Annotated in this window: 23 protein-coding genes and 1 pseudogene; 20 read left to right on the top strand and 4 right to left on the bottom strand. The window is 59.6% G+C overall.

The features are described from left to right. Positions 1 to 65 precede the first annotated feature (65 nt). From JQ587_RS21895 to JQ587_RS21840, 12 genes are all read left to right on the top strand, one after another. The gene (locus JQ587_RS21895; RefSeq protein WP_212426641.1) at positions 66 to 1,400 is read left to right on the top strand and encodes an MFS transporter; all 1,335 of its coding nucleotides are present in this window, start codon (positions 66 to 68) and stop codon (positions 1,398 to 1,400) included. A gap of 217 nt (positions 1,401 to 1,617) precedes the next feature. Beyond that, entirely contained in the window at positions 1,618 to 2,532 is a 915-nt protein-coding gene (trbB, locus tag JQ587_RS21890) for a P-type conjugative transfer ATPase TrbB (protein ID WP_212426640.1), read from the top strand. Position 2,533: 1 nt separating this feature from the next. Further along, entirely contained in the window at positions 2,534 to 2,857 is a 324-nt protein-coding gene (locus JQ587_RS21885; protein ID WP_212426639.1) for a TrbC/VirB2 family type IV secretion system protein, read from the top strand. Next, complete coding sequence (locus JQ587_RS21880) at positions 2,857 to 3,120, top strand: VirB3 family type IV secretion system protein (protein WP_212426638.1); 264 nt, start codon at positions 2,857 to 2,859, stop codon at positions 3,118 to 3,120. Before JQ587_RS21885 ends, JQ587_RS21880 begins: the two co-directional genes overlap by 1 nt. A 10-nt stretch (positions 3,121 to 3,130) precedes the next feature. Beyond that, positions 3,131 to 5,572: a conjugal transfer protein TrbE gene (gene trbE / locus JQ587_RS21875; protein ID WP_212426637.1), complete on the top strand. Its 2,442-nt coding sequence runs from the start codon at positions 3,131 to 3,133 to the stop codon at positions 5,570 to 5,572. After that, entirely contained in the window at positions 5,569 to 6,297 is a 729-nt protein-coding gene (gene trbJ / locus JQ587_RS21870; RefSeq protein ID WP_212426636.1) for a P-type conjugative transfer protein TrbJ, read from the top strand. The genes trbE and trbJ overlap by 4 nt, the downstream gene beginning before the upstream one ends. Continuing rightward, on the top strand, positions 6,297 to 6,668 hold the full coding sequence (gene trbK-alt / locus JQ587_RS21865) for a putative entry exclusion protein TrbK-alt (RefSeq protein ID WP_212426635.1): 372 nt from the start codon (positions 6,297 to 6,299) through the stop codon (positions 6,666 to 6,668). Before trbJ ends, trbK-alt begins: the two co-directional genes overlap by 1 nt. Then, positions 6,665 to 7,891 carry a P-type conjugative transfer protein TrbL gene (gene trbL, locus JQ587_RS21860; RefSeq protein ID WP_212426634.1) on the top strand — a complete coding sequence of 409 codons (1,227 nt, stop codon included), beginning with the start codon at positions 6,665 to 6,667 and terminating at the stop codon, positions 7,889 to 7,891. Before trbK-alt ends, trbL begins: the two co-directional genes overlap by 4 nt. A gap of 94 nt (positions 7,892 to 7,985) precedes the next feature. Continuing rightward, positions 7,986 to 8,669, top strand: coding sequence for a conjugal transfer protein TrbF (gene trbF, locus JQ587_RS21855; protein ID WP_212426633.1), 684 nt, complete (start codon positions 7,986 to 7,988; stop codon positions 8,667 to 8,669). Further along, positions 8,666 to 9,700 (top strand): P-type conjugative transfer protein TrbG, encoded by a 1,035-nt coding sequence (gene trbG / locus JQ587_RS21850; RefSeq protein WP_212426632.1) that lies wholly within the window; start codon positions 8,666 to 8,668, stop codon positions 9,698 to 9,700. The genes trbF and trbG overlap by 4 nt, the downstream gene beginning before the upstream one ends. Continuing rightward, complete coding sequence (locus JQ587_RS21845; RefSeq protein WP_212426631.1) at positions 9,697 to 10,908, top strand: TraB/TrbI/VirB10 family type IV secretion system protein; 1,212 nt, start codon at positions 9,697 to 9,699, stop codon at positions 10,906 to 10,908. Before trbG ends, JQ587_RS21845 begins: the two co-directional genes overlap by 4 nt. A gap of 3 nt (positions 10,909 to 10,911) precedes the next feature. After that, the gene (locus JQ587_RS21840) at positions 10,912 to 11,157 is read left to right on the top strand and encodes a DUF2274 domain-containing protein (RefSeq protein WP_212426630.1); all 246 of its coding nucleotides are present in this window, start codon (positions 10,912 to 10,914) and stop codon (positions 11,155 to 11,157) included. On the opposite strand, the gene JQ587_RS21835 is transcribed toward JQ587_RS21840, so the two are convergent. The 3 genes and pseudogenes from JQ587_RS21835 to JQ587_RS21825 form a co-directional block, all read right to left on the bottom strand. Beyond that, the gene (locus tag JQ587_RS21835) at positions 11,124 to 12,083 is read right to left on the bottom strand and encodes a LysR family transcriptional regulator (RefSeq protein WP_212426629.1); all 960 of its coding nucleotides are present in this window, start codon (positions 12,081 to 12,083) and stop codon (positions 11,124 to 11,126) included. The genes JQ587_RS21840 and JQ587_RS21835 overlap by 34 nt on opposite strands. An 83-nt stretch (positions 12,084 to 12,166) precedes the next feature. After that, positions 12,167 to 12,799: pseudogene (locus JQ587_RS21830) on the bottom strand (acyl-homoserine-lactone synthase). Positions 12,800 to 12,881: 82 nt separating this feature from the next. Next, positions 12,882 to 13,610 (bottom strand): helix-turn-helix transcriptional regulator, encoded by a 729-nt coding sequence (locus tag JQ587_RS21825; RefSeq protein ID WP_212426678.1) that lies wholly within the window; start codon positions 13,608 to 13,610, stop codon positions 12,882 to 12,884. Between the two features lie 750 nt (positions 13,611 to 14,360). On the opposite strand from JQ587_RS21825, the gene JQ587_RS21820 reads away from it, so the two are divergent. Both JQ587_RS21820 and JQ587_RS21815 read left to right on the top strand, forming a co-directional pair. Then, complete coding sequence (locus tag JQ587_RS21820; RefSeq protein WP_212426628.1) at positions 14,361 to 15,701, top strand: CapA family protein; 1,341 nt, start codon at positions 14,361 to 14,363, stop codon at positions 15,699 to 15,701. A 125-nt stretch (positions 15,702 to 15,826) separates the two neighbouring features. Next, entirely contained in the window at positions 15,827 to 17,308 is a 1,482-nt protein-coding gene (locus tag JQ587_RS21815) for an NAD-dependent succinate-semialdehyde dehydrogenase (protein ID WP_212426627.1), read from the top strand. 25 nt (positions 17,309 to 17,333) lie between these two features. Here JQ587_RS21815 and JQ587_RS21810 read toward each other — a convergent pair whose 3' ends face one another. Further along, a complete protein-coding gene (locus JQ587_RS21810; protein ID WP_212426626.1) occupies positions 17,334 to 17,888 on the bottom strand; it encodes a cysteine hydrolase family protein in 555 nt (184 codons plus the stop codon). 791 nt (positions 17,889 to 18,679) lie between these two features. On the opposite strand from JQ587_RS21810, the gene JQ587_RS21805 reads away from it, so the two are divergent. The 6 genes from JQ587_RS21805 to JQ587_RS21780 all read left to right on the top strand — a co-directional run bounded on the left by JQ587_RS21805 (position 18,680) and on the right by JQ587_RS21780 (position 25,909). Further along, positions 18,680 to 19,924, top strand: coding sequence for an ABC transporter substrate-binding protein (locus JQ587_RS21805; protein WP_212426625.1), 1,245 nt, complete (start codon positions 18,680 to 18,682; stop codon positions 19,922 to 19,924). 56 nt (positions 19,925 to 19,980) lie between these two features. Next, positions 19,981 to 20,733, top strand: a complete 753-nt coding sequence (locus JQ587_RS21800; RefSeq protein WP_212426624.1) for an ABC transporter ATP-binding protein — start codon at positions 19,981 to 19,983, stop codon at positions 20,731 to 20,733. Beyond that, complete coding sequence (locus tag JQ587_RS21795; protein ID WP_212426623.1) at positions 20,726 to 21,445, top strand: ABC transporter ATP-binding protein; 720 nt, start codon at positions 20,726 to 20,728, stop codon at positions 21,443 to 21,445. Before JQ587_RS21800 ends, JQ587_RS21795 begins: the two co-directional genes overlap by 8 nt. A gap of 59 nt (positions 21,446 to 21,504) precedes the next feature. Next, positions 21,505 to 23,430 carry an ABC transporter permease gene (locus JQ587_RS21790; protein ID WP_212426622.1) on the top strand — a complete coding sequence of 642 codons (1,926 nt, stop codon included), beginning with the start codon at positions 21,505 to 21,507 and terminating at the stop codon, positions 23,428 to 23,430. Between the two features lie 365 nt (positions 23,431 to 23,795). Next, positions 23,796 to 24,884, top strand: coding sequence for an amidohydrolase family protein (locus JQ587_RS21785; RefSeq protein ID WP_212426621.1), 1,089 nt, complete (start codon positions 23,796 to 23,798; stop codon positions 24,882 to 24,884). Continuing rightward, on the top strand, positions 24,884 to 25,909 hold the full coding sequence (locus JQ587_RS21780; protein WP_212426620.1) for an amidohydrolase family protein: 1,026 nt from the start codon (positions 24,884 to 24,886) through the stop codon (positions 25,907 to 25,909). The genes JQ587_RS21785 and JQ587_RS21780 overlap by 1 nt, the downstream gene beginning before the upstream one ends. Positions 25,910 to 25,926 lie beyond the last annotated feature (17 nt).

Raw genomic sequence — 25,926 nt, 5'->3', positions numbered from 1 at the left:
ACTGCCCTGACAAAAAGCTGGTCACGCTATCGGCTTGCACTGAGCTGACAGCAAGAGGGGCCAGCATGCAGATTTCAGGGGCATGGCGCCTCGCCGCGCGCGTATTTCTCCCGTTTGCGGTTGGATACTATCTTTCGTATCTGTTTCGAACGATCAACGCTTTGATCGCCAGTCATCTCAGCTCGGATGCTCGGCTTGGAGCAGCCGACCTCGGATTGCTTACCTCGGTCTATTTCCTCGTTTTTGCGGCGGCGCAGATCCCCGTCGGCGTATTGTTGGACCGCTTTGGCCCGCGGCGCGTCCAGAGTCCTCTGCTCTTGCTCGCAGCGGTCGGCGCCGGAGTGTTCGCAGTGTCGACCGGCTTCCTGTCCCTTTTGATCGCGCGTGCAATGATCGGGCTTGGTGTCGCTGCAGCGCTGACTGCTGGACTGAAATCCATCATCCTTTGGTTCCCAAGGGAGCGAGTTGCCTTGCTGAACGGCTACATGGTCATGCTGGGCTCCCTAGGAGCGGTGACCGCTACGACTCCCGTCGAACACCTGCTCGCCTGGATGGGCTGGCGGCAGCTCTTTGAGATTCTGGCGGCCGCCACCGGCGCGACGGCCATTCTCATCTATGTCGTCGTGCCTGAACGACGCATTGTCCCATCGATAGCGTCAACCCCCGCGACCCTTGGCTCCGTTTTCCGCGATCGGCGCTTTTGGCGAATAGCCCCGTTGTCGGCGACTTGCATTGGATCGGCCTGGTCCCTGCAGGGATTGTGGGCATCGCCATGGCTGATCGATGTGGAAGGGCTCGATCGCGAAAGTCTCGTCGGGCACCTATTCACCATGTCGATCGTCTTGAGCTGCGGAGCGTGGTTGTTCGGCACGACGGTCCATCACATCAGACGAAGAGGACTCGGGGCGGAGACGGTATTAGCGACGGTTGCGGTGCTGTTTATGGCAGCCGAATCAACCTTGATCCTGCGAGCGCCTCTGCCGTCCATCTTGCCTTGGTCCGTTGTCGCAATTGCCGGAACGGCAACCGTGGTCAGCTTTGCGGTAATAGCAGATTACTTTCCGACGGAGCTTGCCGGTCGTGCCAATGGCGCCCTTAACGTCTTGCACTTTGGTTGGGCGTTCCTGGCACAATGCGCGACAGGTCTTATCCTGGAGCAATGGTCTGCGAATGATGGCCATCGGCCGCTCCAGGCCTATCAAGTCGCTTTCGGTCTCAACGTAGCGCTGCAGATCGCGGCGTTGGTCTGGTTCGCGCTGCCCGGGCGCCGATCCATCACTCCGTGGATGAGTTCAATCCTCTTCTCCAAGCCGGCTGATGATTCCTGCGCCGTTGAGCCGGTTGGCTTGTATGAGGATTTGGTCATCCTTTTGCCCGTGCATGACGATGCGGAGTGGTGAGTAACCACTCGATCGAGTAGGCTCTGTAATATCAGTTCTCACTCTTTCTTTTTCTACGCCAGTCTACGATCACACGAAAGCGCTTGTTGCGCCAAGACTATTGGTGCCTTTTCTAATCATCCCCATCTGAGGACGCCCTTTGGACGTCCTCATTCGGTGGGGGCGAACGGTGGCAATCCATTCCATTCAATCAGAGGCGAATTCGCGCGGTGCTCGAATGCTGCGTAGCGCGCTCGGCTCCGCAATTGCCGGCTACCTCGAAGATGAAACGATCATCGAGGTGATGCTCAACCCAGATGGGCGGCTGTGGATCGATCGGTTGTCGAATGGCCTGATCGACACAGGCGAAACTCTCTCCGCAGCGGATGGCGAGCGCATCGTTCGCCTGGTAGCGCATCACGTAGGCGCCGAGGTGCACGCCGGTGCACCACGGGTTTCGGCGGAACTGCCGGGGACCGGCGAGCGCTTCGAGGGTCTGTTGCCTCCAGTCGTCGCAGCACCGGCCTTTGCTATCCGCAAGCCCGCAGTCGCCGTGTTTACGCTCGACGATTACGTCGCCAGGCGCATCATGACCTTGGAGCAGGCCAAGACCCTGCAGAACGCGGTTGCCGCACGGAAGAACATCCTCGTCGCTGGCGGGACATCGACGGGCAAGACCACGTTGACGAATGCGCTTCTGGCCGAGGTGGCGAAGAGCTCCGATCGCGTCGTGCTGATCGAAGACACCCGCGAGCTGCAGTGCAGGGCGCCCAATCTCGTTGCGCTGCGGACCAAGGACGGTGTGGCGACGCTGTCGGATCTCGTTCGCTCGTCCCTCCGACTGCGTCCCGACCGCATCCCGATCGGCGAAGTCCGAGGTGCCGAAGCACTCGACCTCCTCAAGGCCTGGGGCACGGGCCATCCCGGCGGCATTGGTACCATCCATGCTGGGACTGCGCTCGGTGCGCTGCGGCGGCTCGAGCAACTCATCCAGGAAGCCGTCATCACGGTTCCGCGTGCTCTGATCGCTGAGACCATCAACGTCGTTGCCGTGCTCGCCGGTCGCGGCTCGGACCGACGCCTCGCCGAACTCGCCCTCGTCACAGGGCTTGGGACTACCGGCGACTACAACCTTTCATCAGCAGGAGACTGACATGCGTCTGGAATATCGCTTTTTTCGAGGTACGTCGTTGGCCGCCTACGGCACCATGTTTTTGGCAGTTCAGCCCGCTTGGGCGGCCGGCTCGAACATGCCGTGGGAGCAGCCGCTAAATCAGATCTTGCAGTCAGTCGAGGGGCCGGTCGCAAAGATCATCGCGGTCATCATCATCGTCGTGACCGGCCTCACGCTCGCATTTGGGGATTCCTCCGGCGGTTTCCGCAGACTGATCCAGATCGTGTTCGGTCTGTCGATCGCGTTTGCGGCCTCAAGCTTCTTCCTGTCGTTCTTCTCCTTCGGCGGTGGCGTGGTGATCTGATGGATGAACCTGTCACCGGCTTTGTTGTGCCAGTTCATCGCGCACTCACCGAGCCCATCCTGCTGGGCGGCGCGCCGCGATCGGTTGCGATCGTCAACGGCACGCTTGCGGCAGCCCTGGGTCTGGGGCTGCGGCTCTGGATCGCGGGTCTGGCCCTCTGGTTCATCGGCCACATGGCCGCCGTCTGGGCCGCCAAGCGCGACCCCGCTTTTGTCGAGGTGGTGCGCCGACATCTGCGCATCCCCGGTCATCTCAACACCTGAGCTCTCGGTCATGATGAACCTTGCCGAATATCGCCATTCCAACGCGCGGCTCGCCGACTTCCTGCCCTGGGCAGCCCTGGTCGACGAGGGCATCATCCTGAACAAGGACGGCTCGTTCCAGCGGACGGCGAAGTTCCGGGGGCCTGACCTCGACAGCGCAGTGCCGGCTGAACTTGTCGCCGTCGCCGGTCGCTTGAATAACGCCTTGCGTCGCCTGGGATCCGGCTGGGCCGTGTTCGTTGAGGCGCAGCGCCATTTTGCAGGAGCCTATCCTCCGAGCACCTTTCCGGATGTCGCATCCGCGCTGGTCGACGCGGAGCGCAGAGCTCAGTTTGAAGAGGCGGGCACCCACTATGAGTCCAGCTATTTCCTGACCTTCCTCTATTTGCCACCGGAGGAGGGGGCTGCCAAGGCAGAACGACTTCTCTATGAGGGCCGGGATCGCAGCGTTGGGGCAGACGCGCGCGAGATCCTCCGCGGATTTATCGACCAAACCAACCGCGTGCTTCAACTCGTCGAAGGGTTCATGCCGGAATGCGCCTGGCTCGATGATCAGGACACGCTGACCTATCTGCACTCGACGATCTCGACCAAGCGGCATCGCGTTCGAGTGCCCGAGATTCCCATGTACATCGATGCGCTGTTGGCCGACCAGCCGCTGACCGGCGGGCTCGAGCCGATGTTGGGCTCGGCCAATTTGCGGGTCCTGACGATAGTCGGCTTTCCGGGAGCGACGACGCCGGGGATTCTGGATGACCTCAATCGCCTGGCGTTCGCGTATCGCTGGTCGACCCGAGCGATCATGCTCGACAAGACCGATGCCACCAAGCTGTTGACCAAGATTCGGCGGCAGTGGTTCGCCAAGCGGAAATCCATCGGCGCCATCCTCAAGGAGGTCATGACAAACGAAGCGTCGACGCTGCTCGATACCGACGCCCACAACAAGGCGCTTGATGCCGACGCTGCGTTGCAGGAACTGGGGTCAGATCAGATCGGACAAGCTTTTGTCACTGCGACTATCACTGTCTGGGACCGTGACCCCAATGCCGCCGACGAAAAGCTCCGCTTGGTCGAGAAGGTCATTCAAGGCCGCGATTTCACCTGCATGGTCGAGACGGTGAATGCCGTCGAAGCCTGGCTCGGTAGCTTGCCGGGCCATGTGTACGCCAATGTGCGGCAGCCACCGGTGTCGACCCTCAACCTCGCCCATATGATTCCGATGTCGGCCGTATGGGCCGGCGAGGTGAGGGATCTGCACTTCAAGGGTCCGCCGCTCCTGTTTGGGAAGACCGAGGGATCGACCCCATTTCGATTCTCCCTTCACGTCGGCGACGTCGGCCACACGCTCGTGGTAGGGCCGACAGGTGCCGGCAAGTCGGTCTTGCTCGCTTTGATGGCGCTGCAATTTCGGCGCTATCCGAACTCGCAGGTCTTTGCGTTCGATTTCGGTGGTTCAATCCGGGCGGCATCGCTCGCCATGGGCGGCGACTGGCATGATCTCGGCGGTGCGTTGTCTGACGGGGACGAAGACCCTGTCGCTCTGCAACCATTGGCCTGGATCGACGATCCTAATGAGCGCGGATGGGTCACGGAATGGATCGGAGCGATCCTGGCACGGGAAAAGGTCGAGATCACCCCGGAGGTCAAGGATCATCTGTGGTCGGCGCTCACCTCCCTCGCCTCGGCGCCGAGGGAGGAGCGCACCCTGACTGGCCTGTCAGTCCTGCTCCAATCGAACTCTCTGAAACGCGCCTTGCAGCCATATTGCCTCGGCGGTCCATCCGGCCGCTTGCTCGATGCCGAATTCGAGCGACTCGGCGAGGCGTCGGTCCAGGCATTTGAGACCGAAGGCTTGATCGGAACGAGCGCCGCCCCGGCCGTGCTGGCGTACCTCTTCCATCGTATCGGTGATCGTCTCGATGGTCGGCCGACACTCCTCATTGTCGATGAAGGCTGGCTTGCCCTCGACGACGAGGATTTCGCTGGCCAGCTCCGCGAATGGCTGAAGACGCTTCGGAAGAAGAATGCGTCCGTCATCTTCGCTACCCAGTCGTTGTCGGATATCGACGGCTCCGCGATCGCGCCGGCGATCATCGAAAGCTGCCCAACTCGTCTGTTACTGCCGAACGAACGGGCGATCGAACCGCAGATCACCGCCGTCTACCGCCGTTTCGGACTCAACGACCGCCAGATCGAGCTCTTGAGCCGGGCAACACCAAAGCGCGACTACTACTGCCAGTCGCGCCGGGGCAACCGCATGTTCGAACTTGGGCTTGGTGAAGTCGCGCTCGCCTTTACGGCAGCTTCTTCAAAGACCGACCAGGCTGTCATCGCGCAACTCTATGCCGAACATGGACCTGACGGCTTTGTGTCGGCTTGGCTCCAGCACCGTGGCGTCGCCTGGGCCCTCGACCTGATCCCCAATCTCGTCAATCTGGAGAAATCGCTATGAGGCGCCTTGGTCTATTGGCGGCCGCTGGCACGGTCGCGCTGATTCTGGGCGCCACGGTGCCAGCAAGGGCGCTTATCGTCTTCGATCCCAACAATTACGTGCAGAACGTCCTGACTGCCGCACGAGAGCTGCAACAGATCAACAATCAGATCACCTCGTTGCAGAACGAGGCGCAGATGTTGATCAACCAGGCAAAGAACCTGGCAAACCTGCCGTACTCGTCGCTACAGCAACTACAATCCTCGATCCAGCGGACTCAGCAATTGCTGGCCCAAGCCCAGCGCATTGCCTACGACGTCCAGCAGATCGATCACGCCTTCTCGACGAGCTACGCGCCAGCTACCAGCAGCCAGTCGGATCAGTTGCTGATCGCCAATGCTCAATCGCGCTGGCAGAATTCCTATGCCGCAACGCAGGACGCCCTTCGCGTCCAGGCCGGCATCGTTGGCAACCTCGACACCAATCGAATCCAGACGTCTGCACTCGTGACGTCAAGTCAGGGCGCTAGCGGCGCCTTGCAGGCAACACAGGCCGGCAATCAGATTCTCGCACTGAATGCGCAGCAGCTGGCCGACCTTACGGCTGTCGTGACGGCACAGGGAAGGGCGCAGAGCCTTGAAGCCGCGCAACGCGCGGCGGCCCAAGACCAGGGCCGCGAACAGCTCCGGCGGTTTCTCACGCCAGGGCAGGGCTATCAATCATCCAACGTGCAGATGTTCCACTGATGACCGACATCCGGGCATTCAAGGCGTTGTCGCTGCTTACGACAATTGGCGTGTTGGTCGTCACTGCCTGCACGATTCAGCTTCGCGGCGGAGACGGTCCTCCGCCGGGACCGAAGGCGGAGCAGACGACAGATGCAACCAGCTCTGACCTAGTGCGCTGCCGCAGCGTCTCTGCGGAGGAAGCAGCGGGTTATCAGCATTGCAAGCAAGTTTGGGCCGAAAACCGCCGTCGCTTCTTTGGCAAGAAAGACGGTGCCGTAGTTGCTGGCCACGACGATTCCGCCGCCGGCGTGACGCCAGTTCCAAAGGACCAAAGCCGGATGCCGCAAGGATATCCGCTACCGGCGGCCCCTGAGGTGAGCAAGCCATGACTGGTACGGGGATCATTGACCAGTTCCTTGAAACGTTCACGCGTTATATCGATAACGGTTTCGGGCTGCTGGGGAGTGAGGTCGGATATCTCGCAACGACCCTTGCCGCGATAGATATTACGCTTGCAGCGTTGTTCTGGAGTTGGAGAACGGACGAGGACATAATCGCGCGCCTTGTCAAGAAGACGCTTTTCGTAGGCATCTTTGCCTACCTGATCGGTAACTGGAACAGCCTGGCGCGCATCGTCTTCGAGAGCTTTGCAGGTCTTGGACTGAAAGCATCGGGCGCAAGCCTCTCTGCATCGGATTTCCTGCGGCCGGGCAAGATCGCCCAAGTCGGACTTGATGCCGGCCGACCATTGCTCGATTCGATATCAAACCTGATGGGCTACATCAGTTTCTTCGAGAATTTCGTTCAGATCGTCGTTCTCCTGTTCGCGTGGGTCGTGGTGCTGCTCGCCTTCTTCATTCTGGCTATCCAGCTCTTTGTCAGCCTGATCGAGTTCAAGCTCACAACGCTGGCCGGCTTCGTGCTCATTCCTTTTGGCTTGTTCGGCAAGACCGCCTTCGCGGCGGAGCGCGTTCTGGGCAACGTCATATCTTCCGGCATCAAGATCCTGGTCCTGGCCGTCATCGTCGGCATCGGTTCCACCCTGTTCTCGCAGTTCACCGCAGGCTTCGGCGGTGCACAGCCGACCATCGAAGACGCGATGACGTTGGTGCTCGCGGCGCTTTCCTTGCTGGGCCTCGGCATCTTCGGTCCGGGTATCGCAAACGGCCTGGTGTCAGGCGGACCTCAACTCGGTGCTGGCGCCGCGATCGGAACAGGCCTTGCTGCTGGCGGCATTGTTGCGGCGGGTGCAGGTCTTGCCGCCGGCGGTGCTGGTCTCGCTGGCGGTGCGATTGCAGGCGCCGCACGCGGTGGCGGCGCAGTTATAAGCGGAGCAACGGCCGCCTATCGAAGCGGCGGCCTTGCCGGCGTCGCGGAGGCGGGCGCTTCGGCTGCAACGAGTCCTTTGCGTCGAGCCTCGGCTGCCTTCGGACGTAGCCAAGCAAGCGAGCATGGCGCGAGCGCCCCGGCCGAAGGACAGCCTGATTGGGCTCGCCGCATGAAGCGTGCCGAGACCATTCGGCATGGTGCCTCGGCTGCTGGCCACGCCGTCCGCTCGGGGGATCATGGCGGCAGTGGCTCCTCCATCGATTTGTCCGAAGGAGAACGCTGAGACGCACCACTGCAACTCCGCCGCACAGCAAGCGCCTCAAATCCACCTATCGCACAACTTGAAACCGATCACTCGATATCAGGGGCAACCATCGATGTTCAAACGACCATCAGTTCACTACGGGCGCATGCCCGAGCCGACAACGCCTTATCAAAAGGCCGCGCAGGTTTGGGACGAACGCATTGGATCAGCGCGCGTGCAAGCCAAGAACTGGCGCCTAATGGCGTTCGGCTGTTTGATGCTGTCGGCCGGTCTCGCTGGCAGCCTTGTCTGGCAATCCAGCCAAGGCTCGATCATGCCCTGGGTGGTCGAAGTCGATCATCTCGGCCAGGCTCAAAGGGTTGCGCCCGCCAACATCGACTATCAGCCTACAGACGCTCAGATCGCGTACCATCTGGCGCGCTTCATCGAGGATGTCAGAGGTCTGCCGGCCGACGGCATAGTCCTGCGCCAAAACTGGCTCCGGGCCTATGACTTTACAACCGATCGCGGGGCCGCCGCGCTCAACGATTATGCGCGGAACAATGATCCCTTTGGCAAGCTGGGCAAGGCGCAAATCTCCGTCGACGTCTCGAGCGTCATACGCGCATCTTCAGAGAGCTTTCGGGTCGCATGGACTCAACGCACCTACGACAACGGCTCGTTGAACTCGACTGAGCGCTGGACTGCAATCCTAACAATCGTGATCGAGACGCCGCGCGATGCCGAACGTCTGCGCAAGAATCCCCTTGGCGTCTATGTCCGCGCCATCAACTGGTCAAAGGAGTTGGATCAGTGACCAAGACGCCGTCTGACGTTTCTTCGAGAGGTTCCCTTCAGCAAAAGAGGCTCAACTCGGCTTGGCCCGAGTTCGTGAGCTCGAAGCGTGCACTTCTATCCGCTCTTCTGCTTAGCTCGTCTGTGCTCGGTGGGTGCGCGACCTACATTCCGCCGGAGATCAGTTATGACGCTGAAGTGCCTCCGTTGCCGGCAACGCCAGTGGCTCTCGACGATAGATCACGACCGCTTCACGTTCCGCCCCTCTGGAAACCGGCTCTCGGCGGCAAGTCGGGAGGGAAGGAAGATGCTGAACCCGTGAGCCGGGTTGAGACAGCAAATAGCGCAGCCCGGGTCGAACCGCGCAAGCGAGGGTATTTCAACGCAGCCCAAATCTACGCCTACAGTCCTGGCGCGCTCTATCAGATTTACGCCGCACCAGGACAAATTACGGATATCGCACTCGAGGAGGGAGAGCAGTTGACCGGATCAGGGCCGATAGCGGCCGGAGATACCGTACGCTGGGTCGTGGGCGATACCGAGAGCGGCAGCGGTGACACACGGCGAGTCCATATCTTGGTCAAGCCGACCCGAGCTTCGATCGACACCAACCTAGTGGTCAACACTGACCGGCGCACCTACCTGATCGAACTCCGCTCCCGCGAACGGCCATACATGCCTTCTGTTGCCTGGTACTATCCAGAAACTGCACGGGAACGACAGCGTTCGGTCGCTCTGAAGCCCGTTATTCCGGAGCCGGCGCAGCGCATCTCCCGCTACGCCATCGAAGGGGACAGTCCTCCTTGGCGGCCGCTCGCCGCCTATGACGATGGCCGCAAGGTCTACATCGAATTTCCGGCGGGCATCGTGCAAGGCGAGATGCCTCCTCTCTTCGTCATCGGTCCAGACGGCAAGACCGAACTCGTCAACTATCGCGCTTACGCCAACGTATTGATCGTCGATCGGCTGTTTGCTGCCGCCGAACTGCGGCTTGGCGGCGAGCACCAGCAGAGGGTCCGTATTGTTAGGACCGACGGGAGGCCGTCGTCTTGAACACTCAGAATGTAAACGATCACGACCAAGCAGTTCCCTCGGAGACACAAGGGGAGCAGTCCGAAGGTTTCCACTTGAGAGCAGAGCATCCGCGCGTGACTAGATTGTCACGGAAGGTATTGGCAGGCGGCAGCGCGGTCGCATTGCTCGTCATCGCGGGGACTGTGCTGTGGTCGTTACAGAACAATCGTCCCCGAAACCAGGCGGCCGATGAGCTTTACAGCACCGACCATCACAATGTTGCCGACGGCATCACGATGCTGCCAAAGGACTATTCTGGCGTTCCACGTCAGGCAATCCCGCAGCTTGGTCCGCCGCTTCCTGGGGACCTCGGCCGACCGATCCTTGCCGCTCAAGGCCAGGCGCCGACAATCGGGGGTGATCCGGAACAGCAGCGCCGAGATCAGGAGACCGAGGCAGCACGCATCAGCCATTTGTTCGCTTCGACCAGTGGAGGAGGCGTGCATCCGTCCGCCACTGCGTCTCCTGGAAGCGAGCGCGTGACGTCGCCGAACGCGTCCAGCACAGGCGATGACGGATTTGTGCAGAACGGTCAGGACCGGAAGCTTGCCTTCGTGTCCGCATCCGTGGACCGTCGCACGGTCAGCCCTGACCGCATCACGAAGCCAGCTTCACGATACATCGTGCAGGCCGGGACGGTCATTCCGGGAGCCCTGATCACCGGAATACGATCGGACCTGCCGGGCCAGATCACGGCGCAGGTAACCGAGAACGTCTTTGACACTCCGACCGGCCGCTTTCTGCTTGTGCCTCAGGGTGCGCGTCTGATCGGCATCTACGATAGCCAGGTCACTTTTGGCCAGTCGCGTGTCCTGCTCGTCTGGACCCGGCTGATCATGCCAAACGGACGTTCCATCGTTCTCGAGAGGCAGCCAGGCGCTGACAGCGCTGGGTATGCAGGCCTCGAAGACCAGGTCGACAATCACTGGGGTGAGCTCTTCAAGGCTGCGGCACTTTCGACGTTTCTGGCTGTCGGGACCGAACTGGGGGCCGGCTCGGACACCAACAGCAACGACAGCGCAATCATCCAAGCATTGCGACACGGCGCCTCGGACTCACTGAACCAGACCGGGCAGCAGGTGGTTCGGCGCAGCCTCAATATCCAGCCCACACTGACCGTGCGGCCCGGCTTTCCGGTGCGCGTTGTCGTCAATCGTGACCTGATACTTGCGCCTTACGGAGGATAGAGGATGGTCAAGCTGAGAATAGGAGCACTGCCAGACGACAAGCCGGTCAAGATCACCGCTGAGCTTCCAGCGTCAGTCCATCGGGACCTCGTCGCCTATGCAGAGGCTATGGCGCGGGAAAGCGGGCAGCGGATCGATCCAGCAAAGCTGGTAGCGCCCATGCTGGCCCGCTTCATGGCCACGGACCGCGGATTTGCAAAGGCAAGGCGAACCGGTCACTCTCCGAAAGCCGGCGGGGGTGAGGGATAGCGCTCTGCCAGCAGATCGAGGAAACGCCTCAGAGCCGGATTTTCATTGTCGTCGCGCCAGTGCGCATGGAAGTCGACCCGGCTTGGTCCCGATCCGTCCTGCAACTCTCGGTACACGAGGCCAGCGAAGCTTGCACCAATATCCGATTCCATTACGAGACTGAGCCCCATACCCATACTTGTCAGGCTCTTGATGATGCCACGGCTAACATCGTGGCGCTCCACCCTAGGGCGGTCGTCGGGGCGTACGAGCTTCGAGATCAGAAGATCCCCGAACTCTCGTCCAGGGTCATACTCGCTCAGGAGGATCTTCTCGTTACGCAAATCGGTCCAGTAGATGATCTCGCGTGCTGCCAAGCAATGATCCTCGGGCAGGGAGATCAGAATGCGCTCGCTCCACAGCAGTAGTGATCTGGTGTCCTTCGAAGGCAGACGTCCAGGACTGATGACAACATCGACGGTGCCGTTACGCAGTGCGGTCATCAGACGGGAGCGAGAGCGTTCCATCGTTGCCAGTTCAAGTTGCGGGAGTAGCTTCTTAAACTCAGATATCGTAGCTCGCAGATTGCCAGTGGACATGGACGTGTAGAAGCCAATGACAAGATGGCCCGTTTCGCCGCGACCACCGGATCTCCCGGTATCAACGAGCATGTCCACCTGCTCAAGGATCAGCCGCGCAATTCTCAGAACCGAGCGACCTGCGAGAGTAGGTTTGATTCCCCCGCTGGAGCGATCAAACAGTGACGCGCCGACCAGAAACTCAAGTTGACCAATAGAACGGCTGAGGACGTTGTGCTTGATCGAAAGCGCTTCTGCGGCCCGCCGAAAGCTGCCGCAGTCACAAGCGACGACAGCCAGGCGAAGCTGCTGCAGGTCAATGGTTCTCGTTGCGCTCCGCCGATCGCTCCTGATCCCGGTTTCTGTCATTTTTCAAAGCTCTAGCAAACCGCAAGACGGGAACTCCCCGCTCGAGGCGGAGGGCCTTTATCTCATTCGGCGCGTGGGACTTTCTAGGCGGCGGCAAACATGACCGGTGTCCAGAGAACCGGTGTCGAAAGACCTCCGGCCTTGCGGAGCCGGGCGAGGATCTCGCTTGAGATCGCAAGGTAACCGGCCACGGCCACGGTGTTGCCGATCATGGCAGGACTGCCAATGCGTCGCAGTGGCCAACCGGCCCGCCGAAGAATTCTTTCCATTCGGACATCCGTGACGGTAACGATGTCAGTGAGTCTTCGTGAGAGCCCGAATTCGACCATTCCCGCAAACAGCTCGTAGCAAGCGCGAGTGATACCGTGATCTCCTTTTGGAGCGTCCGCCGAAACATCGACCGCAAATCTACTACTTTCCCAGACGAGAGAGTTTGAGGGCGCGAGCTGGCCTTCGAGAAGTGCGGGAAAAGTATCGCAAAGCATGGTCGGACCAAGCGTGGGAAGCAGGCGGACGGAACCTTGTACCTGACCGTTTTCACCTATCTGGATTAGATAGTCGGGATGCAACGCATCGAAATCATCGATCTCCATGTCGCCACTTGTCTGAACTTCCCATGCCATGCGCAGCTAGAAAACACGATGTCTTAACCGGTGCATCGCAACGAGCGTGTCGGAAAACTCTCCATACGAAGATGCTGTGATCAGCTGAATCATCATTCCTCCAAAGGTGTTCGCCACCTTTTGAAGCGAGATTGATGATCGGAATCATTACCTATAGTTGTAGGGGAGGCCTGTCCTAATTCTGCTTTCTTTTATTTGCAGCGGCAAGCCGCGTCACCGCTTGCGCGATCGTGCGAACACCTAGCTTTTCTTTCGCATTCTCCAAGTAGTATGCGACTGTGTTGCGCGAGATGCCGAGAATGCACCCGATCTCCCAAGCGCTTTTCCCTTGTGAAGCCCATTCCAGGCATTCGAATTCGCGACGCGATAAGCGTATTCTGTCCACGCTAAATTCGTTCGAAAGCTTGCGGCGGACATGGGCGTGAAAATACATCGCCATAAGCTGAAGAACTCGTCCATGCGAATCGACGAAATGCTCGAATCGCGGCCTTGTTTCGTCCGTGGCAAACGTCAGCGCAGCGACCGGACCGTGCCCATCGTGAATCGGCACAGTGAAGCCAAACCGGATTCCGAATTGCGCGGCTTCGTCGAAGAGTTGCTGCTGCGCCGGCGAACCAAACCGCGATTGGAAATCAACTCCCCACCTAAAGGGTTCAACATTCTGAAGCGCCTCTCTAATCACTGGGTCGATGATTTGATAGCTGTTCTGCAAGTAGTGAGTTGTCCAACCGGGAGGATAGGTGGAGATCAGGCGTGGCTTCCGTTCATTGGCCCGCGGCAACGCAAGATAAGCGAAGCAAGAGAGATCTAAGGCGGTCGCTGTCTCCGCCATTGCAGTAGAAAAGTCCTGTATAGTGTTTGCTGTCGACAAGAGATCGATGAAATTCTGAAACACACGATGCATTGGACCTGTCTCCGACGTCTTCAGCAATGAAGCCGATGCGTAAAAGCCGCCGCCATTTGAAAAGCCCTGCTCTGGTCCTTCATCCGATAGGTAATGCAAGGTCGCCAGTCGCATGACATGGATGATCTGATCGTATAGTTCATGTATGAACGGACGAGCCGTTCAATCGCGTGTCAGTGCGCACTAAATCACTGGAGCACCCACGCTCGCTCGAGTTCAGCCTAGAGTCTCCTATGTGCAGGCCGTCAAAAGGAGCATCGCTTCGAAGTCGTTCGAATGCCGCTGATCGAACGCCATGAATCGAATCGCTTAACGCGCTCGACTTACTGGCGTTGACATGCTGCTATATAGACAGTTAAACTGATCAGTATATAGGGAACATTTCGACGCTCCGCAACGGGGCCGGGAGGAACGGTATTGAACCTTGTAAGTCAGGTCAGGTGTGCCGCGCCGAGTCATTGTGGATGGCGCGCGGCGGGCACTTGGGCGTCGCGTTGGCGGGTGCACCCGCCGGTGTCATCGGCCTGAGTGGGGCAGGTGTGCTGCTCGCGGGTGGCGCGAGCTCAGCGAGATTGAGCAAGATGCGGCCGCGGCCGCTCTTCCTCAAAGAACCAGGTTCTGAGTTTCGGCGAGGTGCCCACCGAACATCGACCGAAGTCGGACTGAATCACCTATAGTCGAGGTCCAGCCAGCTTTTAAGCCTAGCATGACGATGCGCATCGCAGGCGCGCAAAGAAAGGAAATCCGCAAATGCCCGAGGTGAAGCTGCTTGCCACCGGAGACTCCATGTTGACTCATGCGATCTCGGCAACGCCGAATGATGGGTTCCGTGAACTCGTCGCGCTCTTGAGAGGAGCGGATGTGACGATCACCAACGTCGAGATGTCGTATCCAGGGCGTGGTCGGCATCCGTCGACGACGATGCACGGCACGCCGATGGGGGCGGATCCGGGCCTGCTCTCGGAGTACGAATTTCTCGGCATCGACCTCTATGGAATGGCCAACAACCACGCCACGGACTATGGCACCGATGGCCTCGTCGCGACGCTGGAGGCATTGGAGAGCAGAAACATGCGCTACGCCGGAGCGGGACGCACGCTCCGTGAGGCGCGGCAACCGTGCTATTTCGACGCCGCGGGAGGACGAGTGGCGTTTATCGCGGCGGGGTCGAGCAACGCCAGGTTGGCGCTCGCCGCCGATATCGGGATCGGAGACGCCGGCCGGCCGGGCATTGCACCGGTGCGCTTGCAGAAGACCCATTACATCAAGACGGAACGGTTCGGCGCTTTGCGCGACATGCTGGCTGAGGCCGGTGTCAACATTGCCTCGACCGGAACGACGGCTCCGGGCATCCACTTCCCTTACCCCGATCGTAACGTCTATGACTCGCCGCCGCCTGGCGGCATTGCGGTAGAGAGCGTGCATTTCGTAGCTGACGACAATCCCAGGGTTCAAACGGACGCGTTGGAACGTGACGTGCAGGCGCTGACGAGCGTTGTCAACGAGGCTAGCCGAATGGCGGACCTTGTCGTCGTCGCTCTTCACTGTCACGAGGGACTACAGGGGCGGTGGAACACCGATGTTCCTGCCGAATTCCTACAGCCGCTCGCGCACAGGCTCGTCGATGCCGGCGCGCATGCCGTCCTCGGGCACGGACCCCATATGCTGCGTGGTGTCGAACTCTATCGCAACCGGCCGATCTGCTATTCGCTGGGCAACTTCATCTTCAATCTGGAGGCGACCGCCGCGTTTCCGCTCGAGGTGTACGAGCAGCAGGGCATGCCGTTGTCGTCGACGACTGCTGATCTCTACGATGCAGTGACGGGCTACCAGAAGCAGCCCTTTTTCTGGGAGTCCGTCGTGGCTCAATTCACCTTCGCGGACGGCGAACTGGCGACGTCCGAGCTCCATCCCATTACGATGGGGCCGGGCCTTCCAAGAAGCCGCCGGGGAACGCCGATGCTGACGGACGTCGAGGAGGGGAAGCGCATTCTCTCGCGCCTCGACGGTCTGTCGCGACCTTTCGGGACGATGGTCGAGATCGATCGCTGCGACGGGCGATGCTTCGGCCGAATGGCCGCGAAGAGATAGCCCCGGCTCGAGGAAAGCTGCGAACAATCAAAGCCGGCGCTTGGCGTGAGCGCGCAATCATTTGGTTGATTGCGCTCTGCCAGTGACGCCTTGACCGACACTATCCTCACTTCCGACAGTCAATCATGTCCCCTCGATCTCATATTCGCGACGCCGCTCTGCTCGTTGAAAAGTCCTACCTGGACGGTCAGCTAGTCGAGGCCGCTGACGGAAACTCCCTTCCAGTCATCAATCCGGCTACGGGCGAGTGGGTCGCGTCCGTGCCGGCCCTGGGAGCAGCCGAGACCCGTGCGGCCATTGCTGCAGCCGACCAGGCATGGGAAGGCTGGCGCGGCCGACCAGCAGCCGACCGTGCCAACCTTCTGATGCGTTGGCACGACCTGATCCTTCAGAATGAGGACGACCTCGCGACGATAATGACCCTGGAGCAGGGTAAACCTCTTGTCGAGGCGCGGGGTGAGGTTCGTTATGGGGCGAGCTTCGTCAAGTGGTTTGCCGAGGAAGCTGTCCGTGCTTACGGGGACGTGATCCCGGCGCCGGAATCGGACCGGCGCATCCTGGTTCTGAAGCAATCCGTTGGCGTGTCCGCCGCGATCACGCCGTGGAATTTTCCGGTTGCGATGATCACCCGCAAGTTGGCGCCGGCCCTCGCAGCCGGATGCCCGACAGTCGTGAAACCATCCGAGTTGACGCCGCTCTCGGCGCTCGCGCTCGCGGTTCTGGCCGAACGCGCTGGCGTTCCGAAGGGCGTGATCAACGTCGTGACAGGCTTGCCGAGCGGAATCGGCGGCGAGCTGACCGGAAATGAGACCGTCCGCAAACTCTCATTTACCGGTTCGACGGAGGTCGGCAAGATCCTGATGGCGCAATGCGCCGGATCGGTGAAGCGGGTCAGTTTCGAACTTGGCGGGAACGCGCCCTTCATCGTCTTTGACGACGCGGATCTCGATCTGGCGATCTCGGGCGTGCTTGCCTCCAAGTTCCGCAACGGCGGCCAGACTTGCGTCTGCGCGAACCGAATTCTCGTGCAGTCAGGAATCTATGAGCGTTTTGCCGAGCGGCTCGCCGCAGAGGCCGCGAAAATCGTGGTCGGGAACGGTCTCGACAAGGGCATCACGATGGGGCCCATGATCAGCGAGACCGCTGTGGGCAAGATCGTCCGGATCGTGGACGACGCGCTCGCACATGGCGCCAGGATGCTGACCGGCTCGACGACGCACAATCGCCTGTTCGTGTTGCCGACGGTCTTGACCGACGCGACACCCGAGATGAGCCTGGCGCAAGAAGAAATCTTCGGACCCGTTGCACCGCTGTTCCGCTTCGGAAGCGAAGAGGAGGCGATAGCGATCGCCAATGCGACGCCCTTCGGATTGGCAGCATATTTCTACACGAACGACCTGCGACGATCCTGGCGAGTGGCAGAGCAACTCGAATTTGGGATGGTGGGACTGAATACCGGTTCAGTGTCGGTGGAAGCCGCCCCGTTCGGCGGCATCAAGCAATCAGGCCTGGGGCGCGAGGGATCGATGTATGGCATCGACGAGTATCTCGAGATCAAGGCGTTCCATGTTGGAGGGCTGTCGCGTCGCGCGATAGGAGGCTTGTGACGACCATCCGCCGTTCACTAACAACTTAGCCAACTTGTATCGCCCTCACGATCTGTGCAGCCGACGCGATCGTCGCGTGAGCCGCAATTATTTTTTCAACAACGACCTTTTGCACTTCGGCATCGAGGTCTGCGCAACAGTCCTGCGCGAGGACCAGCCGATAATCCAAATCGAATGCTTGGCGCACCGCTGAGAGTACAGCGCCACTTGTCGATATTCCGGCGATGATGACGGTGTCAATCTCGTTTGCTCGGAGAATCCTTTCAAGGTCGGTTCCTGTAAAAGCGCCCACTCGGTGCTTTACAACAACCGGCTCGAAATCGGTCGGAGCCAAAGCTGGATGGATTTGTCCACTGGGACTTCCTGGAGCAAACAATTGATTCTCTTTCAGCCAGGTGAACAACTTATTGCGAGGGCTGATCTCCGGATAGTTGGTGCGAAACCCCACCTTCACGTGAACCACAAGCAAGTTGGCGGCTCTTGCTGTCTTCAGAAGCTTGGACGTGCGTTCGATGAGCGTCGGGACTTGTGTTTCAGGAACCCAATTTTCCAGGCAGACAAGCTGCAGATCCAGCAGCAACAGCGCAGTCCTCGCGGGATGAAGTGCGGGCATATTCGAGTAGGACGGTAGCTCCGACATTTCTGTTCCCTAGATCCGAGAAAAATATTCGCCGCGATTCGATCCGTGGGTGCGCTGCACGAATGTACGTTTGCGGTGCGGTATTGAAGATAAGCGAAGCGATAGTTGGCTGTCATCTGCTTTCGCGTGATGATGTGAAGGCTTACGCAATTGTCAGCTGCAGCGATCGCCGCCGTGGATATGCCGACGCCGCAGTATTGCAGCATAATGACAAGAAGTGGATTGACAGGTCAGAAATATACAGTCATACTGATCAGTGTAACTAAGATGAATATTGTAGTGCGGAACTGCCTCACAGATCGGGCGATCGGAACGCGACGAGGTCGTGGTGACCGGTCCAAGCACCGCAAAGAAGAAACAAATTCAATTTTCTCAAGAAGTGCCTTTGATCGACCCGCACAAAGCGAGTTTGGCGTGAGGCGAGTCGAAGATGGGAGGTGAGGCGCAGGTGGAGGTCAGTTTTCCCTCATTATGTCTCTGCGAAGCAGATGGCGGCGTCGACGCTGTGAAATGGAACGGCGTTGTGCGTCTCGGCAGAGAGCCGGTCTCAGAATTGACCGCAGGCGAACTAACCACGTGTGATGGGCGCTCGGCGAAAATTGGCGGGCTAACTTTAGGCGGCCGCCGGATTTGACCCGAATTCCGCCAGCTTAGGTGTTCGAAGCTGGTGCATCTAAAATAAAAAGCCGGATACGCCGGCCGCAAATAACAGAAAAGGGAGGATGCAGATAATGATCGGATTCAAGAGAAGCGCGTCGGGCGCTCGCATGTTTGGCTCGGCCGCCGCTGTTGCATTGCTCACGATGTTTTCCGCCGGAGCGGCTCTAGGGCAGGGCGGCGCTGTCAAGATCGGTCACCTGACAGACATGAATTCGGCCTTTTCTGATGTCGATGGCAAGTATGGCCTCGCCGCGACGCAGATGGCCGTGGAGGATTTCGGCGGCACTGTCCTCGGCAAAAAGATCGAGGTGGTATCGGCCGATCATCAAAACAAGCCTAGTGTGGGCTCGGCCATTGCCGCTGAGTGGTTCGACAGAGACAACGTCGATGTCATTACAGGGCTGCCGGGGTCTTCCGTCGCCCTGGCCGTGCAGGAGATCGCCCGCTCCCGACCTGCCAAGGCTCTGATTCAGGCTATCGCGCAATCGCCTGACTTGGCCGGATCGAAGTGCATACCCAATGCAGTCCATTGGTCGCCGGACGCGTACGCGCTGGGTGTTGCGCTGACGCGCTACGCTACCGAGCACAAGGGCAAGACATCCTTCGTGTTCGTTCCAGATAACGCGGTGGGCGAAGCATTGCGGCGTAGCGCGGAAGCTGGCGTTACGGCAGGCGGGGGCAAGCTTCTCGGCTCCGTGCGTGTGCCGGTGGCCTCGGGCGACGTCTCCTCCTATCTGCTACAGGCGCAAGGGTCGGGGGCCGACAACATCGTCCTCACTGCCGGCGGTAGCGACATGATCAATGTCGTCAAAACCGCTCAGGAGTTCGGCCTGATTGCAGGTGGCAAGAATCTATTGGCTGTGGGTTTGTTTACGACAGACCTCATGGCCATAGGGCTGCATACGGCACAAGGTATTATCTTTTCGACGCCGTTCTACCCTGGCCTCAACCCTGAGGCCGCGGCTTGGGCTAAGCGGTTCGAGGAGCGCACCGGTGTTGTTCCCTCTTTCTCGCACGTGGCCGATTACGAGGCGATCACACATTACCTCAAGGCGGTGAAGGTGGCTGGCACCACTGACGCCTCTGTTGTGATTCCCAAAATGCGGGAAATTCCAGCCGAAGGCTTCGCGCTGTCAAATGCCAAGATCCTCGCCAACAACCAGCTGGTCCGGGACATCTATATCGGCAAGGTGAAAGCGCCGGGCGCCTCCTCGTCCAAGTCGGATTACATGGAGCTTCTGGGCACCGTGCCGGCGCTGGATGCCTTCCTGCCGATCAAGGATAGCGAGTGTCCCTTGGTCAAGGCGGCCAGATGACTCGTTAGGGTGTGGATACTTCATCGCACAATCCCGTAGACTTGAGGCGAACGCAGATGAACGCGAACATTTTGGAGACGCGGGGCCTGAGCAAGAGCTTTGGGGGATTCTACGCCGTTCGAGGCGTAAATCTCCGCGTGCGAAGCGGCACGATACACGCGCTCATCGGTCCAAACGGCGCGGGTAAAACGACTGTATTCAATCTTCTTACAAAGTTCCTTCAGCCAACGCAGGGTGAGATCCGTTACGACGGGTACGACATCACCCTTCGTAAGCCTTCCCATGTGGCGCGGATGGGTATGGTACGGTCGTTCCAGATCTCCGCGATCTTCCCTCATCTCACGGTTCGGGACAATCTGCGGGTGGCGCTGCAGCGCCGCCTCGGGACGACCTTCCATTTCTGGCGTAGCGGTCGCATGCTTGATCAGCTTGACGACCGGGCCGACGAACTTTTGAGCTCGGTCGGCCTGTCGGACGTCTCGAACGAGGTGGCTATGAACCTGCCATACGGCCGACGTCGCGCGTTGGAGATCGCTACTACTCTGTCTCTTGATCCGAAGCTGCTCTTGCTCGATGAGCCGATGTCCGGGCTGGGGCGAGAAGACATCGGTGTGGTTTCCAACCTGATCCGCCAGGTGAATCAAACCCACACCGTTTTGATGGTTGAGCACAATCTTTCGGTTGTCGCCGAACTGTCCGACGCAATCACAGTTATGGCCCGAGGCCGAGTGCTGGCTGAAGGTTCTTACGCGGACATATCGAAAAATCCCGAAGTCCGGACGGCTTACATAGGATCGGCTCATGCCTAAGGACGAACGGTCGGAACGCATGCTTTCGGTCACCAATCTCTGCGCCTGGTACGGCGACTCGCAAGCCCTGCACGGGATGTCGATTGAGGTGCTGGAGGGCGAGGTTGTCACACTCCTGGGCCGTAATGGCGCCGGCAAGTCGACCACCTTAAAGTCGATCATGGGCTTGATCGACAGACGATCCGGTCAATTGCAGTTTCGCGGAAAGGAATGCACCGCGCTTCGGCCGGAGGAAATCGGTCGCATGGGGATTGCCTTTTGTCCGGAAGAGCGCGGCATCTACGCGACCCTGACGGTCGAGGAAAACCTGCTGCTTCCGCCGATTGTGGCGCCTGGCGGGATGAGCGTTTCGGAAATCTATGAGACCTTTCCGAATCTTTTCGAGCGCCGCCTGAGCTACGGCACTCGAATGTCCGGAGGAGAGCAGCAGATGCTCGCCATCGCACGAATTCTCCGCACCGGTGCCAAACTCTTGCTGTTGGACGAACCGACCGAAGGCCTCGCGCCGGTCATCGTTGAGCAGATTGGCAACTTAATCCGTATGCTCAAGACCCGTGGATATACCATCCTGCTGGTCGAGCAGAATTCGCATTTTGCGGAAGGTATCGCGGACCGCCACTACATCGTCGAGCATGGCAGAGTGGTCGACATGATTCCGGCTGAGGAATTTGACAGCGGTAGTCCGCGAGTGACTGCTTATCTCTCCGTCTGAGAAATCGGCCAGACTTAGATCAGGGTTGGAACCCGCGAAGGACACAAATGACAGAGCTAATGAGTTTCATGCCGCCGCTGCCGGTACTCGCCGGTCAGTTGCTCATTGGACTGATTAACGGAAGCTTTTATGCACTTCTGAGTCTCGGCCTCGCCATCATATTTGGACTGCTCCAGATCGTGAATTTCGCACATGGGGCCCAGTATATGATGGGTGCGCTCTGCTCGTACGTGCTGCTGACCTGGCTGGGCGTCGGGTACTGGCCGGCACTCATCCTCGCGCCGCTGATTGTCGGAAGCTTCGGCGTCGTGCTGGAGCGCGTGTTCATACGGCACCTGTACCATCTTCACCACATGTACGGAATGCTGCTGACCTTCGGTTTCGCCCTGGTGATCGAGGGATGCGTGCGCCAGCGGATGGGATCATCCGGCAACACCTACCCTGTGCCGAGCGCTCTGGCCGGAGGCTGGAAACTCGCCTTCACCTACCTCCCAGCCTATCGCCTGTGGGTGATCGGCATTTCCCTGACCGTCTGCCTCGCCACTTGGTATCTGATCGAAAAGACACGTTTGGGCTCTGTGCTGAGAGCGGCCACCGAAAGGCCGGATCTGACCCGCTCCTTCGGCATCAACGTCCCAAAGCTGGTCATGTTGACGTACGGTTTCGGTGTCGCGTTGGCGGCATTGGCGGGCACGATGGCGGCTCCGATCTATTCAATCAACGCGCAGATGGGTTCGGAGATCATCATCGTGGTTTTTGCCGTGGTTGTCATCGGCGGAATGGGCTCTATCAAGGGCGCAATCATCTCCGGCTTCGGCCTCGGGATCGCCGAAGGCTTGACCAAGACCTTCTACCCTCAAGCCTCGACCACAATCGTATTCGTCATCATGGTCCTGGTGCTGTTGTTGCGCCCGGCGGGCTTGTTCGGCACCAGTGAGCAGCAAGCTCCGAACAGCAGCCTCTCCGGCGACGTGTCTCTGGACTTCATGAACGTAGCTGTCCGTCGGACGCTAGTCGCCGTCAGCATCGCAGCGGGACTGGCGGCGCCATTCGTGGTCTATCCCGTGTTCGGCATGAAAGTGCTCTGTTTCGCCCTCTTCGCGAGCGCCTTTAATCTGCTGCTCGGCTTTGGCGGCCTCATGTCATTCGGCCATGCAGCGTTCTATGGGACCGCCAGCTATGTTGCTGCCTACACCGTCAAAACGATGGGTTTCGATCCTATGTTTGGCATTTTGGCCGCGATGACGGTCGTAGGCATGATGGGGCTGGCGTTCGGCTATCTCGCGATCAGGCGGCACGGCATCTATTTTGCGATGGTTACGCTTGCCTTGGCGCAGATGGTCTACTTCTTCGCAGTCCAGGCTCCATTCACTCACAATGACGAAGGCATTCAGGGGGTGCCTCGTGGCCATCTGTTCGGGCTGATCAACCTCGAAAACCAGCTGACGATGTATTATTTTGTGTTCGCCATTGTGCTGCTGGGCCTGATAACGATCTGGCGCATCGTCAATTCCCCCTTTGGCTATGTCTTGAAGAGCGTTCGTGAAAACGAAGCGCGAGCCATTTCCTTGGGGTACGATACGGACCGCTGCAAGCTCCTGGCATTCGTGCTTTCAGCGGTTCTAGCTGCCGTCGCAGGGGCACTGGATGCGCTGGTCTTCCAGCTCGCCTCCCTCACCAACGTTCATTGGTCGATGTCAGGCCATGCGTTGCTCATGTCGATTCTCGGAGGCGTAGGTACGCTATCCGGTCCCATCCTCGGCGCGATCATCGTCGCCGGCATGGAAAACTACCTGGCCTCGCTTGGATCCTGGGTGAACATCGTCCACGGGATGATTTTCATCGGTTGCGTCATGGTCTTCCGGCGGGGAATAGTTGGCGAGATCGCGTTCCGGCTCGGCGCCCGACGTTCGGTGTCTCGGTCGAGACGGGAGCCTGCGGCTGCGTCAGGGGCGATTGCGGCCTCTTTGTCGAGCCAACCGTGATGATCCAGCGAAGACGATGGTCATGCCGCAAAGGGGCGGGCGAGCGAAGGGCTTCGTTGCGCGCTCGGCGACCAGCGGGCTCGCGCTGCCGTGGCAGTTCGTCGTGCCGAATTGAGGCGACGCACGGTTTCGGCGCTACGTCGATTATCACTGTCGCGCGGGTTCGCTGAAAGCTCATATCCTCTCGCGGAACTGTGTTTCGAACGCGAGCAATATTGCAAAAAAGAGTTGACGTGAAAAAATATACAGTTAGACTGATCAGTGTGACGACGATAAATTAACCTTCAATCGGAATCACTATGACAACGAAAACACTTATCCGACCGGAAACGCCTGAGAGTCGCCCTGATCCAGTTGAAGTCACGGTGATCGATACTGATGTCCATGTCGAGCCGCGTTCGTTCGACGAACTCATCGGATATATGGACGTCCCGTGGCGCGACCGCGCAATCAAGGCGCGGGTGCCGTTTAGGCGCGCAGGCTTCACCACCTTCGATGTCGCGGGCCGGATGGACGCCTATCCAGAGACGGGCGATCTAGGTTCCGATCCTGAGCTCGTTGAAAAACATCTATTCCTCGACGACCCGATTGACTATGCGATCTTGCTGCCGTGGAGCTTGCGCGGGTTCACGGTCGATCCGGCGTTGGATACCGCGCTGGCGGGTGCGGTGAACCGATGGCTCGCCGAGACCTGGCTCTCCAAGTACAATACCGAGAACCGATACGTCGGATCGATCTCAGTCTCTGTCGAGGACCCGGTCGGGGCGGTGAGAGAGATTGAGGAGTGGGCCGGACATCCGGGCTTCCGGCAGGTGGCGATCAGCCACTACGGGCCACGGCCTTTCGGTCACCCCATGTATGACCAGATCTGGGAAGCCGCAGCCCGGCATCGACTGCCCGTTTCGATACACTTTAAAGGAGGGGCCACGCAGCCACTCGGTTGGACGTCGACGGGCCCGCTGCAATTCTTCGTCGAGTATCACTCGTTGATCGCGCCGATGGCTTACGCGACCCACATGGCGAGCTTCATCTGCAACGGTGTTCTCGATCGGCATCCCGGGCTGCAGTTCCTTTTCCTCGAGGGCGGCTTCTTGTGGTATCGGCCGTTTGTGGATCGGATGGGCCGTCATTGGCAGAAGACCGCGAAAGAGTTTCCGACGCGGAAGACGCCGCTGCAATATGTGCTCGACCACTTCCGGTTTGCAACCCAACCCGTTGAAGAGGCCGCCGATCCGCTGCAGATCGCGACCCTCTTCGAGGAGGCGAATGCCGGCGATCTGTTGATGTTCTCGAGCGACTACCCGCACTATGATTACGACCCTCCCAGCAAGGCGCTTCCGCGTGCCTTGGACGTTCAAGTGAAGAAGAAGATCATGGCCGGGAATGCGCTGGAGTTCTTTGATTTGCCGAAGACGAGACCAGGGGACCGTTTCGATCGGAAGGGGGGGCGCTAATGATCATCGATTGTGCCGTTCATCCAGTGCTGAGCAGCGAAAGGTTCAATAAATTTGTCGGCGGACCATGGAATTTGCGCCAGCTCCCGACCCTCTTCGGCGAAAAATACGGCGCGCCATTCGACCAATTGGCGGTGCCGGCCGACGAGGCGTCGAGCCCGGCCGCGGTAGCCAACTGCTTGCGTGGCGCGAAAATCGATTATGCGGTGCTGTCTCCGACGACGTTCGGATACTGGCCCAACCCGCATCAGGGGGTCGCAGTCGCGCAGGCCGCCAATAACATGCTAGCCGAGGACTGGCTGAACGCGCCGGAAGCCGACGGGCGGTTCCTGGGCTCCATTCGTGTGCCGATGAACGATGTCGACGCGGCCTTGGGTGAGATCGAGCGTTGGGCCGATGATCCTCGCTTCGTTCAGATCGTCGTGCCGGCGCGCGGGTTGGCGACCTATGGCGACCAGCGGTTCTTTCCGATCTGGCGGACTGCGGCTGAGCGCGGTCTCGCCATCTTCATCCACGACGATCTGTCCGCGGTGGTCGAGCCGCCGCCGACCCAGGTTGGTTTTCCAAGCTTCTATGCCGAGATCCATGCTCTCCGGCCACTGTCGGGGATCGTGCATCTTACCAGTTTCATTGTTAGCGGTGTTTTCGAGCGTCTGCCCGATCTTCGGGTCGTGCTCGGCGACGTCAGCGTGCACGAGGCGCGCGCGCTGGCAATACGGACGGACAAGGATTGGCAATCCGACCGCATCGAGGTCCCGTGGATGACTAAGGAGCCGACGGCGTATCTCGAGCGCCACGTTCGCTTCGTCAGCCAGCCAGAGGACGAGATTTCGCCGCACAGCCTCCGCTCGACCGGAACGCTCGGCGGGGACAATTCTTCGCTGGTGATCTTCGGCAGCCGCCATCCTTACTGGGACGGCGTGAACGCGGATGAGGTGTTCCCCAAGTGGTCTGGGGAGGAGCGGGCGCGTTGCTTGGGCGGTAATGCCGTGCAGTTCTACCCGCGTCTGGCCGCGCTGAACTGAGCGCATAACGAGATGCA

Origin of the sequence: Bradyrhizobium manausense, assembly GCF_018130615.1 — a bacterium.
Classification (GTDB): domain Bacteria; phylum Pseudomonadota; class Alphaproteobacteria; order Rhizobiales; family Xanthobacteraceae; genus Bradyrhizobium; species Bradyrhizobium manausense_A.
This window is presented reverse-complemented; position numbering and strand designations above follow the sequence as displayed.